The organism is Pseudomonas sp. FW305-28, assembly GCF_017351395.1.
GTDB lineage: Bacteria > Pseudomonadota > Gammaproteobacteria > Pseudomonadales > Pseudomonadaceae > Aquipseudomonas > Aquipseudomonas fluorescens_AA.
This window is the reverse complement of record NZ_JACNDD010000196.1, coordinates 1-10,678: the sequence shown is the minus strand read 5'-3', so window position 1 is coordinate 10,678 and position 10,678 is coordinate 1. Positions and strand designations below refer to the sequence as shown.

The window sequence follows — 10,678 nt, the reverse complement described above, 5'->3', positions numbered from 1 at the left end:
GAGTAGCCTCGGTACGCCAGGAAACGCCCTTGCTTGGCTCGCTCTCGTGCATCGATGGGCAAATGTCCGGAGAACTTGCGACGCCAGGTGTCCGTCAGTTGCTCCTGCCAATCGATACCGCTTTCGCGCAAGGCGAGTTCGATATCCGGGCGCTGCAAACCGCGCTGGCCCAGTTCCTCACGAATGCGCAAAGGACCGTAGCCGGAGCGCGCGCGATAAGCGACGAAGCTTTCCAGGTAACGGGACTCCGACAGCAGGCCCTCTTCAGTCAAACGGTCGAGGGCCGTGTCGATCAATTCATCGGGCGCGCCGCGCTGACGCAGTTTACGCGTCAGCTCGACCCGACCGTGCTCGCGCCTGGCGAGCAGGTCCATCGCGGTTCGCCGCACCGCGACGAGGGTATCGAGTACGGCGGTCATCGGATCGATCAGATGTCAGCGTCAGCCAGATCGTCAGCAGTCTCGCGATTAGCCACGGACTTGACGTCTGCAACCGGGCTCAACAGCTTGTCACGCAATTGCTTCTCGAGAGCAGCGGCGACTTCCGGGTTATCCGCCAGGAACTTGGCCGAGTTGGCCTTGCCCTGACCGATCTTGGTGCCGTTGTAGGCATACCAGGCGCCCGACTTCTCGACGAAACCGTGCAACACACCCAGGTCGATCATCTCGCCATTGAGGTAGATGCCCTTGCCGTAAAGAATCTGGAACTCGGCCTGACGGAACGGCGAAGCCACCTTGTTCTTCACGACCTTGACGCGGGTTTCGCTGCCGACAACCTCATCACCTTCTTTCACCGCGCCAGTACGGCGGATGTCGAGGCGAACCGAGGCGTAGAACTTCAGTGCGTTACCACCGGTGGTGGTTTCCGGGCTGCCGAACATCACGCCGATCTTCATACGGATCTGGTTGATGAAGATCACCAGACAGTTGGCGTTCTTGATGTTACCGGTGATCTTGCGCAGGGCCTGAGACATCAGGCGAGCCTGGAGGCCCACGTGCATGTCGCCCATTTCACCTTCGATTTCAGCCTTTGGCACCAGTGCCGCCACGGAGTCGACGATGATCACGTCGACCGCGTTGGAACGCACCAGCATGTCGGTGATTTCCAGGGCCTGCTCGCCGGTGTCCGGCTGGGAAACCAGCAGGTCGTCGACGTTGACGCCCAGTTTGCCGGCATATTCCGGGTCCAGGGCGTGTTCGGCGTCGACGAAGGCGCAGGTCGCGCCGGCTTTTTGGGCCTGGGCGATCACGGACAGGGTCAGTGTGGTTTTACCGGACGACTCAGGACCGTAGATTTCAACGATTCGGCCTTTTGGCAGACCGCCGATGCCAAGCGCAATGTCCAGGCCCAGGGAGCCGGTGGAGATGGAAGGAATAGCCTGACGGTCCTGATCGCCCATACGCATTACGGCACCCTTGCCGAATTGACGTTCGATCTGACCCAAGGCCGCAGCCAAGGCTTTCTTCTTGTTGTCGTCCATTAAAGTCCTCACGTAATCAATAAGGCCTGACGGCCAACACCTGTATAAGTAGCCAGTATTATTCCACAGCGATTGAGGATCGCCTACCCCTGATTTGAGATTTCTACAGCGGCATGTTGCAGCAGCCCCTCTAGCGCGGCCTTCACCGTTTGTCGGCGGACCTCGTCGCGGTTGCCTGCAAAGAAGCGCTGCTCGCTGATCAGCGTCTGGCCAACGGCCCAGGCGAGCCATACGGTGCCCACCGGTTTGCTCGGCGAACCCCCATCCGGCCCGGCCACCCCGCTGACCGCCACGGCAAAACGCGCCAGGCTTTTGCGCTGGGCGCCTTGTGCCATGGCCTCGACCACCTCGCGGCTGACCGCCCCGACCTTCTCGAACAACTGGGCCGGCACCTCCAGTTGCTGGCTTTTCTGGCGATTGGAATAGGTGACATAACCGGCCTCGAACCAGGCGGAACTCCCCGGAATCCGGGTAATCGCCTCGGCAATCCCGCCGCCCGTACAGGACTCGGCCGTGGTGACGTGGGCATTGAGCAACTGCAGGCGTCTGCCCAATTCAGCGGCCAGTTCGGTAATGTCGTCCATGGTGCTCTCCTGATTCCCCACGATTGAGGCCTACCGTACACGAGCAGTCGACGCTTGCAAGGCTCGCCGGATTACCGACCCAGCGCTCTGATATAGGCCTGACAGGCCTGCAAGGCAATCAGTCCGCGATCACCGGCGTCGGTGATGGCGATAATTCGTTGAGCATGCGCCGGGTCAAGTCGGGCGCGTGGGGCGCCATGATCCAGGCCGCCGGCGCCGGTGGCGGCAGGCACTGCACAACCGGCGGCAACATCGTTGGCGTCGAGGAGGACTGACAGCCGGACATCGGCAGTAGCAAGGCGATCGCGCAGGCGATCCTGGTCACGTTGGGCATCGCTCAAGGCTCGGTAATGGGTTTGTTCGCTGGTGGAGAGTTGTTGCTCAAGGGCGAGGCGTTTGTCCCGCTCGGCCTTTTGCTGCATCGCGGCCGCCTGGCTTATCTGACTCAACGTCGCAGTCTGGGCTTGTGCCAATTGCGCCAATTGTTGGCCATAACGCCAATCCTGGAGTCGCCACGCGAGCATTGCCGGACCACCCGCCAACACTGTCAGTAAAACGACAATGCCAAGGGTACGAGCAGAAAAAGGCATCAGGCCGAAGACTGGCATAACACCGCCCTCGCCCGCGCCCAGAGTTGCAGGCGCGCCTCCAAGCCATTCAAACCACCGTTGATACGGCGGGTGATGGTGTTGAATTGATCGCGGTCGGCCAGTTCGTTCAAGCCGTTCTGCTCCCAGAACCACGCCGCGGATTCAGCGGCCCATTGCGGTTGCTCCAGCAACTGCGGCAACGTCAGCAGACGCGCGTCGCCAAACAGGCCCTGACTGCAACGAAGGTAATTGTCGCGGCCGGTAATCTGGATCAGTCCTCGGCCACGATATTTCTGGCCGTCACCGTCGGCCCGGGGTGAGTTGCCCAGGCGAACGGCCAGGGTTCCGGTATCGTACTTGCTCAGATATTGCTCACTGCCCAGCTCGCGGACATAACGCAATTGCCCCGACTCATGACCGACCTGGGCCAGGAACGCGGCCATGCGTTTGGGTGTGTCGATACGATAGCGGGACATCGCGGTGTTTAGCGCGGAAATAAAAACGCCCGCTTGGGCGCGGGCGTCGGGCATGATGTTGATGAGTTGCTGCTGCGTAAGATCCATGTTCAGGTCATCGCAAGTGCATGATCAAAGATGTCCGGCCAGCCAGGACGGCGCAACCGGACGATGTTCAGTGGCTGGAAAGTGCTCATCCTGTGGCCAATCCCTCATAGCCCGGCGATAAGCCTGAAGCTGCGTGTACTGTGTTTGGTCCAGCGTCGTACCGCCACCGTCATCCATTTCGTCGCGATCTCTCGCTATGAGGCGGTCGGTTGCTGTGAGCAATGCATCACGCCAATTCTTTTCACTGGTCGCTCGTACCGTGAGCTCATTAACGGACATATCCGAGAGCACCGGACGACCTTTGGCGTCCGACTCGATACATTTGTTCAGAAAGGGTGCGGCAAATAACGCTCTATATTCTTCATCGGTGATCTTGATCGCGTCTTCAGGAAGATTGTTAGCGTGATCGATAGAGTTGTAAAACCCGCCCGTGGATTGAGCGTAATAAATCAACATATTCATCTCCCCCTCAATAACCTATCGCTCGCCATAATCCAGTCCAATTTGAATAGGCGCCATTGTAGTCCCGCCCATAAAGCCTGAATTGGCTCAGCGAGCCTGTGGAGACTCCAAAAGACGCACAAGTGGGGCCTCCATCGGTCACTACAATGTTTCTGACGGCATTAGGGAAGGACATTGGAAACGTTACGATAACGCCGTTGGCATCCGCTCCGCTGGAAGAAATGCCCCACTGCTCGATAACATATCCCGTCGGACTCGTTGCATCAGGCGTGCGCTTCCAGCCATTGGGTTGCAATGACGAAATGGACATGGCCGAATACTTCAAGGCAACAGTACCGCCAATAAGACGCCATTGGTTAGTGAGTTTAATGAACTCCGCCGTTTCGCCCAGACCAATAGTGATTGCCCCCTGCGCACCATTCGACGCGCATAGCACATCAATAGCGGATGCCGTTGAAACGGTGACCATGCCGGTTCCCGCATTGACAATCGTCACTGTGGCGCCCTGTATAATTTCGGCGGTAGCCGGCAGTCTGGCGGTAACCGGTGTGTTACTGGCGAAACTGGCAACTCCGCCAACATCCGATACTGTCAATGTCGCACCGGTGTTGTAGACATCGAACCCACCATATTGCACCCCTCGGCGGAGTACGTATTCAGTCGTTGCGACGGCCCGGCTGTTATCGAATAGCGGCGCGGTGAGAAACAACCCGCTCCCCCGCAAGGCTGTAAGCAATTGGTTGGAGAGGGCTTCCGACGGCGCTATCCCGGCGGCTTGAATGACATTGAGTAATTCCTGCGTCACACCGTTGCCCCAACTGGCGGGGATCAAGGACCCCGGCTTACCCGCCAAGGGATCTTCGTCCACAAACCTGCCGTTCGACAGACCCGCACTAGGCACACTTTTTGGGTAATCCAAATTTTCGCTCCTGATTAGCCAGCGACCAAAATGAAGGCGATAAAAAACCTCACCTGTTGTTCATTCGGCGGTGGCACGGGAAATTGAGAATTTTCTGGCGATTGCTTAAGCAGCAGGCTCAGGCATGACAGGCCAGTCGATATCGGTTGGAAAACCGACCTGATGCTGGATGCGATTCAATTCAACGCTGTAGAGTTTCCACTCCATCAACATCAGCTGTTCCTGGTCAGTGGCGTCGCCAATGTCTTCGGCGTACTGAAAGAGGGCAACTTTCTGAACAGCCTCCAGCAACAGTTTTTCGCGTTTTGCCAAGGCTTCTCGCTTGAGGTCAGCCAGTTGTAGCGGCTCGTCAAATACCCGAATGTTATCCCCCCAGACATCGAGATTATCCGGGCGAGACTCGACGGTGTGCATACCCGGCAAATTGCTTAATTCGGTAGGCCAGGGATATTGATTTTGAATCGCCTCATAGCGAGCAACGCCTAAATCAAGTACAACTTCCCAACCTTCTATATCCATCGCCCGCATTCGCTGGACCTCAGAGAAATAACGGTCGCTACCGGCTAGTGGATCGGCATAGGCTCGAAGTCGTAGTGCTTCGACTCCCTCGCGGGTTAACGGAGGAAGTGAGGGGGCATCGATCCAGACTGGACGCCCATTTTCAAACCCCAGTTGCTTGCCTTCGGGTGGTGGTTTCCTAGCATAGGTGTTTAGCTCTTTCTCAGTCAAAAGAATGGCATCCGTAGGCCAGTCTTCAATCAGATAAGTCCCATCAGACTTCCAAGCAGCAGGAATGAAACCGTTGACTGAACTCGAATAGTACATAGCGACTCCTTAATTCCCGATGGCAAAAAAGCCATAAAGTCCAAATGTTCCCGACGAAACAAACCGACCCGAAGAATTGGACAGCGCGGTAGGATCAGTGGAAATAGTGAATACCGGTATCCCATTAGTTTGGTCAAACGCAATTGCCTGGCGTACCGCATTAGGAAACGCAATTGGCCAGTTCACCGTATGAGTAGCCGCTGTTGACGTGGCCTCTCCCCACTGAACTATAAGCCCCCCTGGCACGTCTGGGATGCGAACATAATCATTAACAGCAAAAGCTCTTCTCGGAAACCATGCGGTCAGGAGAGCCATCACCCCTGAAGGGTTGGACATAACCGTTGTAAGTAAACCTGCCAATTGCTCGGCTGAGGTACCGAATCTGGCAAGACCGACACTGGTGGTAGTGGCCTTTGTTCCCCCCCCCCGTACAACTCAACAATACCCACTTATCCAAAGTCGCTGACCAAACGACACTGCACATGCCATTCGCAACAATCTCACCAGCCTGAAGAGCAGACAAGGCGAGGCCAACAATAGGTTTGGCAGATAAATCGTTAGGTGAAAATGTACTGGCGCCTGTGTTGGCGGTTTTCGCCTTGAAGCGCAAAACCATTCCATCAACCAGTGTGGACAAAGCAGGCAGGTAGGCGACGGTGTAGATATTCGCGGCGCCGTTATCCTGTGCGTGATTCTCACTACCGGCCTGATTGATACGTCGGATGGCTTGGATGAGTTGCGTGGAATCCGCCTCATTCGGGTTGAGTCCTGCTTCGTCGATAACATTCAATACTTCGTCTGTAACCGAATTCCCCCATCGTGCAGGGATCAACGAACCTGGCGTCCCCATCAAAGGATTTTCGTCGACAAACTTCCCATTCACCAGCCCTGCGCTGGGAACGCTCTTTGGATAATCCATATTTGTTTCTCTATATCGAAAGGAAGAAAGAAATCACGCGAAGAGGTGGAGTTCACGAATGGCCACAAGCACCTCATCAGCGACTTGGCGCGCAAGATCCGCCTTGCCTTTGGCCATGTGCGCGCGAATCTGCGCCTTGGCCTTGAGGCGCAGTTCGCGAAGCGCCAGCAGGTTCGCTTCAAACTCAGCGGCCTTGGCGAGAATCTGATCCGCCGCCTGCCTGGCTGTACGGCCTTTGACGACCCACGCAGAAACGGCCAACGGAACGGCTTTTTTCGGATAACCCTGATCCTTGAAGGCCTGCGCTTCGAGGGCGGCTTGTTGGTATTCCAGGGCCCGCAACGGATCTCCGGCCAACGTGCGACGGGCGCTGTCGGCAGCGGTATCGACCTTGACGCACAGGCGTTCGACTTCCTGGCGCAACTGCTCGGCGGCATTCTCTTCGGTTAGTACCCAAGTACCGTCCTCCCAGATATGGGCGGACGAAGGTGCAGGCGGGCGAAGTCCATCTTCGTACTGGTGCAGTTCTTGAATGACTTTCATCGGATCAGCTCCCAGGACAGGTGAACATTGATTGCATTGGTAAAGTTGACGGCGATACCCACGCTGTAATCCGTCAATGCCTGGTGCCCCTTGATTCCCATGCTCAATAGCAATTCGTCGCTATCGGCATTGGTTGCGCCGAGTGTGTGCTCGGCCTGGTACGACTGCCAAAGCGAACGCAGCTGTGTATGGTCAAAACTGGCCGTGACCGTGGAGACGCTCACGTCATTGACGACGTTACTGGAGAACAGCACGCACATGGACGGACTGGCGGGGTTTGTCCACCCCCCGGGATTGTTGCCGGGTGTTGTCGCGACGGGAGACAGATAGCTGTAGTTGCCCCCAATCCACCCGGCCTGAACGAACGCCAGCGAAGTCACGGCACTCGGAGAGGGTGTCGGATTCCCCGCCACAAGCCGCGCCGCACGCGCATGCGGATCCAGCGGCAGATACACCACTCCAGTGCCATTCACCGTTTGCGTCCAGGTCAATTGAGCACGGTTGTAAATCGTGCGAATCGTTGGCAAGGAACCTGGCGCCCCGGTCATGACCCAGGCCAGGCACATGTCCAGGGGCGTGGACGCAAAGCCGCCGCCGGACGCTCCGTTGACCGTACCCTTCAAGGACTCCGGCGAAAGGTCATACAGGCTTCCACGCTGCATATAGAACGTCAGCACACCGCCGATGACCTGTGCGCGTAGAAAATAACTGGCGCTGGGCAATAAATCGGCGCTGCTCCAAGCCGCCGTCACGTAGGTACGTGATCGACCCAACCGTCCACTCACCACCTCTTGTCCGACGCTGATGTACACACCCGCCGGAATCGAGACACGGCCGCCGCTGGTTGACAGTGCCGTTGGCGTTATCGCCAGGCGGGCGTCCGCTGTTGCAATCGTCGGCAGCGGCAAGGCGGTGATCGGAAGCGCGAGGTCCTGGTTCCAGCCCTTGGCGGTAACCGACTGAATCGCCTCGAGCAGCTGATCGTTCTGGGTTTCATCTGGCGTCAGATCACCCGCTTTGATGACATTCACGATTTCCTGTGTCACCCCGTTCCCCCAAGCCGCCGGAATCAACGACCCCGGCGTCCCGGTCAGCGGGTTTTCATCCACGAACTTCCCACTCACCAGCCCGGCGCTGGGCACACTTTTCGGATAATCCATCGTCTACTCCCTAGTCATAATTGATGTGAACCTTGGTATGCGCCGGTGCACTGCGGTGAATCAGGCATTCCAGGGCCGAGCCCGGATTGACGCCAAAACGCTCCCCCCAATAGCTCGCACCAAAACGCCGCCCCAGCAGCAGCCGGCCACCGGTATTGAGGGTCCACATGAATTGCGCCTGCCAGGTGCCAAAATGCGCTTCGCCGAACCGGGCGCGGCCCATGCGCGGCGCCTTCAGTTCAGTGATGGTGGCGTTGGGGTAACCCTGGCTCTTGGCGATTTCCACGTAATAGGCAATGGCTTGGCTGCCCACCGCCAACAACCGTCGGCGCACCGCCAGACGGCGATCGTCATACAACGGCGTGGCCCCGAGGCACGGATCCGGCAGGTTCATCACCCGCTCCCAGTCCGGTACCAGCTCACTCACGCCTGCCGGATCCATCTCGTTGAGCAGGTCGGCGGCACGGGCGTCGAGGCGTGCCAGTTCCTGGGCGATGCCTTGCAGCACGTCGTCCAGTTCCGGCACGCGCTCCGGATCCCATGCCGGGCCGCTGGGCAGCAGGCTGCGCAGCTGGGCCTGGTACTGTTCGGCGGTTCTTATTCCTGCCATGTGCAACCTCCGAACGTCAGCAACTGGTTGCTGGCGGCGACGACATCGGCGACTGGCGCACTGAGTTTGTGGTCGGTTTCGCCGGTGGCGCTGCTGATGGCTTCAGCGATATGACTCCACAACAGGGTTTCGCCGAGGCCGGCTTCACGATTGTGCAAGTCGCGCAATTGGGCCTCGATGGCCGCCCGCACGGCGCTGGTGTCCGGCGTGATGCGCAGCCTGTAGTTGACCGGAACCTGCGTCGGCGCCAGCACGTGCAGCTCGGCGGTCACCGGGCGCAAGGGCTCGATGTAGGCCCGCACTTCTTCCAATTGCTCGGCGTTGGGGATCGGTTGCGGGTCGTCGTCCCGCATCACGAACAGGCCGACGGTGCCTGGCCCCAGGTAGCTACCCCGGCACCACGCACGGGTGATGCCGGGGCACTCCAGGGCCCAGGTTTCATAGTCCTGGGCCGAACCGCCGTGGGGAATCACGCGATAGGAACGGATCACTCTGGCGCGCAGGGACTCAAGGCTTTCCCTGGCAACACCGCCGGTCAGCCCCGGCGCCAGCACGGTGAAGCGATTGTCGATGCCCAGAAGCGGCTGCACCGGTGTCAGCACCAGGCCGGCGTCGGCATTGCCCAGGCTACCGGCTTCCAGCGCCGCGACGGTGGCGGTGTTCAGGCCATTGCTGGTGGTGCGGGCGGTGATCACTTTGTAAGTGCGGCCATCGGTCGATTGCAGCAGCGTATCGACATCCAGCACGGCACCTGCCGTAGCGCTGAAGCTGACATTGCCGCTGGCCACTTGGGCCGCTTTGCGCGCCTGGTTCAGGCGCAGGGCAGCGATGCGTTCCAGGGTGGACTCATCGGCTTTGTCCGGCAGGATCTGCTCGGCGATCCAGTCCAGGTAGCCATACAGGCCGTAGGCGGCGCCGCCAAGAGTGCGGGCCAGCACTTGGGCATCGGACTGGCGCAGCGAATCGCTGGCCAGGTCGCTTTGGGCGCGTTTGATCAGCACCGGCAGCGAAGGGGTTTCAAACGGCATAGGTCACCTGCCAACTGTTATCGGGGTTGATGTCCAGGCGCTCGCCGTCGGCCAGGGTCAGGACCGTGCGCAGGTTCAAGCGCTGGGCGTCGAGGCGTTCGCTGATGATGTCGATGGCGCTGCAGTGGCCGTCATCGATCAGCCATTGCAAGGCTTCGCGGGCATAGAATTCGGCGTCGAGCTGGGTCTGGCGGGTCAGCTTGACCCGGCGCAACAGCCACAGCCGCGAGCCGATGCGGTCGTCGGCAACGGTGGGAAAGGTGTCGCCCCACCAGCCGAAACGTTCGTCATCATCGACGGCATCGTCGTCAGCGGCGCGGCGCCAGGTGAACAGGCTGATCAGCACCGAGCGGGTCAGCGCGGCGTGCAGGTCCTGGCTGATGAACATCATTGACCTCCCGCCGGCGCACCGGTCTGGCCGCTGCCGGCCTGTACGCCGCCATGCACATGTTTGATCTGGCTGATGCCGCCGGCGATCTGGTCGCCTTGGGAGACGATCTTGCCGGTGTGGTTGATGACCGGGCTGTCGATGTTCACCGCGCTACTGGCGCGGATGTTCAGGGTTGCAGTCTCGATGTCGATGACACGACCGCGCTTGAAGTGGAGCTTGTCGCCTTCGTCGGTGTAGAGCGCCACTTCGCCGGGGGCCAGGGCCTGGAGACGGAAGCGGCGATCGGCGACCACCAGGACCACGGCATGGGAGCGATCGCCCCCCAGGAACGTGGCAATGCCCTCGGCACCGGCCAGCGGGTTGCTGGTGAAGCCGTAGGGTTCGAAGTGCTCCATATCGTCGTTCACTTCGCCGGCGGTGAGGCGCATTTGCAGCGACTGCAGCTTGGTGGCCGAATGGGCGAGCACGACAGTGCCGCGCGCCAGGAGGCGGGTCAGTAGGCTCATTGAGGTTTCCTTGAGAATCGGGGACTTGAACGCGGTGTTTGGATCAACATCTCTGTTGGCTGCACTGCCGCCATCGCGAGCAGGCTCGCTCCCACAAG

General features: G+C 59.3%; 16 protein-coding genes. All 16 read right to left on the bottom strand.

Annotated elements, in window-relative coordinates; all coding sequences use genetic code 11:
- Positions 1-419, bottom strand: a 419-nt coding sequence (recX, locus tag J4E53_RS27970) for a recombination regulator RecX (RefSeq protein ID WP_207268237.1), incomplete at its 3' end; no start/stop codon positions are given.
- An 8-nt stretch (positions 420-427) separates the two neighbouring features.
- Positions 428-1,480, bottom strand: a complete 1,053-nt coding sequence (recA, locus tag J4E53_RS27965; RefSeq protein ID WP_003198351.1) for a recombinase RecA — start codon at positions 1,478-1,480, stop codon at positions 428-430.
- Positions 1,481-1,563: 83 nt separating this feature from the next.
- The gene (locus J4E53_RS27960; protein ID WP_103308739.1) at positions 1,564-2,064 is read right to left on the bottom strand and encodes a CinA family protein; all 501 of its coding nucleotides are present in this window, start codon (positions 2,062-2,064) and stop codon (positions 1,564-1,566) included.
- Positions 2,065-2,135: 71 nt separating this feature from the next.
- Entirely contained in the window at positions 2,136-2,672 is a 537-nt protein-coding gene (locus J4E53_RS27955; protein WP_060738948.1) for a lysis system i-spanin subunit Rz, read from the bottom strand.
- Positions 2,654-3,217: a glycoside hydrolase family 19 protein gene (locus J4E53_RS27950; protein ID WP_103308740.1), complete on the bottom strand. Its 564-nt coding sequence runs from the start codon at positions 3,215-3,217 to the stop codon at positions 2,654-2,656. Before J4E53_RS27950 ends, J4E53_RS27955 begins: the two co-directional genes overlap by 19 nt.
- Positions 3,218-3,241: 24 nt before the next feature.
- Entirely contained in the window at positions 3,242-3,679 is a 438-nt protein-coding gene (locus J4E53_RS27945) for a phage tail assembly chaperone (RefSeq protein ID WP_177431706.1), read from the bottom strand.
- A 7-nt stretch (positions 3,680-3,686) separates the two neighbouring features.
- A complete protein-coding gene (locus tag J4E53_RS27940; RefSeq protein WP_060738950.1) occupies positions 3,687-4,598 on the bottom strand; it encodes a hypothetical protein in 912 nt (303 codons plus the stop codon).
- A 105-nt stretch (positions 4,599-4,703) separates the two neighbouring features.
- Entirely contained in the window at positions 4,704-5,423 is a 720-nt protein-coding gene (locus tag J4E53_RS30850) for a tail fiber assembly protein (protein ID WP_060738951.1), read from the bottom strand.
- A 9-nt stretch (positions 5,424-5,432) separates the two neighbouring features.
- Positions 5,433-5,738, bottom strand: a complete 306-nt coding sequence (locus J4E53_RS31230) for a gp53-like domain-containing protein (protein WP_404942919.1) — start codon at positions 5,736-5,738, stop codon at positions 5,433-5,435.
- A complete protein-coding gene (locus J4E53_RS30915) occupies positions 5,692-6,342 on the bottom strand; it encodes a hypothetical protein (RefSeq protein WP_310650546.1) in 651 nt (216 codons plus the stop codon). The genes J4E53_RS31230 and J4E53_RS30915 overlap by 47 nt, the downstream gene beginning before the upstream one ends.
- A gap of 33 nt (positions 6,343-6,375) precedes the next feature.
- Positions 6,376-6,885, bottom strand: coding sequence for a hypothetical protein (locus tag J4E53_RS27925; protein ID WP_060738953.1), 510 nt, complete (start codon positions 6,883-6,885; stop codon positions 6,376-6,378).
- Positions 6,882-8,045, bottom strand: a complete 1,164-nt coding sequence (locus tag J4E53_RS27920) for a hypothetical protein (RefSeq protein ID WP_060738954.1) — start codon at positions 8,043-8,045, stop codon at positions 6,882-6,884. Before J4E53_RS27920 ends, J4E53_RS27925 begins: the two co-directional genes overlap by 4 nt.
- Before the next feature lie 10 nt (positions 8,046-8,055).
- Positions 8,056-8,655, bottom strand: coding sequence for a YmfQ family protein (locus tag J4E53_RS27915; RefSeq protein ID WP_060738955.1), 600 nt, complete (start codon positions 8,653-8,655; stop codon positions 8,056-8,058).
- Positions 8,643-9,683 (bottom strand): baseplate J/gp47 family protein, encoded by a 1,041-nt coding sequence (locus J4E53_RS27910; protein ID WP_060738956.1) that lies wholly within the window; start codon positions 9,681-9,683, stop codon positions 8,643-8,645. The genes J4E53_RS27915 and J4E53_RS27910 overlap by 13 nt, the downstream gene beginning before the upstream one ends.
- On the bottom strand, positions 9,673-10,071 hold the full coding sequence (locus J4E53_RS27905) for a phage GP46 family protein (RefSeq protein ID WP_060738957.1): 399 nt from the start codon (positions 10,069-10,071) through the stop codon (positions 9,673-9,675). The genes J4E53_RS27910 and J4E53_RS27905 overlap by 11 nt, the downstream gene beginning before the upstream one ends.
- Entirely contained in the window at positions 10,071-10,580 is a 510-nt protein-coding gene (locus J4E53_RS27900; protein WP_060738958.1) for a phage baseplate assembly protein V, read from the bottom strand. The genes J4E53_RS27905 and J4E53_RS27900 overlap by 1 nt, the downstream gene beginning before the upstream one ends.
- Positions 10,581-10,678 lie beyond the last annotated feature (98 nt).

Excerpts from the sequence above, each read along its gene's own strand:
- recA (WP_003198351.1), bottom strand. The coding sequence starts at position 1,480 with ATGGACGACAACAAGAAGAAAGCCTTGGCTGCGGCCTTGGGTCAGATC.
- J4E53_RS27960 (WP_103308739.1), bottom strand. The coding sequence starts at position 2,064 with ATGGACGACATTACCGAACTGGCCGCTGAATTGGGCAGACGCCTGCAG.
- J4E53_RS27955 (WP_060738948.1), bottom strand. The coding sequence starts at position 2,672 with ATGCCAGTCTTCGGCCTGATGCCTTTTTCTGCTCGTACCCTTGGCATT.
- J4E53_RS27950 (WP_103308740.1), bottom strand. The coding sequence starts at position 3,217 with ATGGATCTTACGCAGCAGCAACTCATCAACATCATGCCCGACGCCCGC.
- J4E53_RS27945 (WP_177431706.1), bottom strand. The coding sequence starts at position 3,679 with ATGAATATGTTGATTTATTACGCTCAATCCACGGGCGGGTTTTACAAC.
- J4E53_RS30850 (WP_060738951.1), bottom strand. The coding sequence starts at position 5,423 with ATGTACTATTCGAGTTCAGTCAACGGTTTCATTCCTGCTGCTTGGAAG.
- J4E53_RS31230 (WP_404942919.1), bottom strand. The coding sequence starts at position 5,738 with ATGGCTCTCCTGACCGCATGGTTTCCGAGAAGAGCTTTTGCTGTTAAT.
- J4E53_RS30915 (WP_310650546.1), bottom strand. The coding sequence starts at position 6,342 with ATGGATTATCCAAAGAGCGTTCCCAGCGCAGGGCTGGTGAATGGGAAG.
- J4E53_RS27925 (WP_060738953.1), bottom strand. The coding sequence starts at position 6,885 with ATGAAAGTCATTCAAGAACTGCACCAGTACGAAGATGGACTTCGCCCG.
- J4E53_RS27920 (WP_060738954.1), bottom strand. The coding sequence starts at position 8,045 with ATGGATTATCCGAAAAGTGTGCCCAGCGCCGGGCTGGTGAGTGGGAAG.
- J4E53_RS27915 (WP_060738955.1), bottom strand. The coding sequence starts at position 8,655 with ATGGCAGGAATAAGAACCGCCGAACAGTACCAGGCCCAGCTGCGCAGC.
- J4E53_RS27910 (WP_060738956.1), bottom strand. The coding sequence starts at position 9,683 with ATGCCGTTTGAAACCCCTTCGCTGCCGGTGCTGATCAAACGCGCCCAA.
- J4E53_RS27905 (WP_060738957.1), bottom strand. The coding sequence starts at position 10,071 with ATGTTCATCAGCCAGGACCTGCACGCCGCGCTGACCCGCTCGGTGCTG.
- J4E53_RS27900 (WP_060738958.1), bottom strand. The coding sequence starts at position 10,580 with ATGAGCCTACTGACCCGCCTCCTGGCGCGCGGCACTGTCGTGCTCGCC.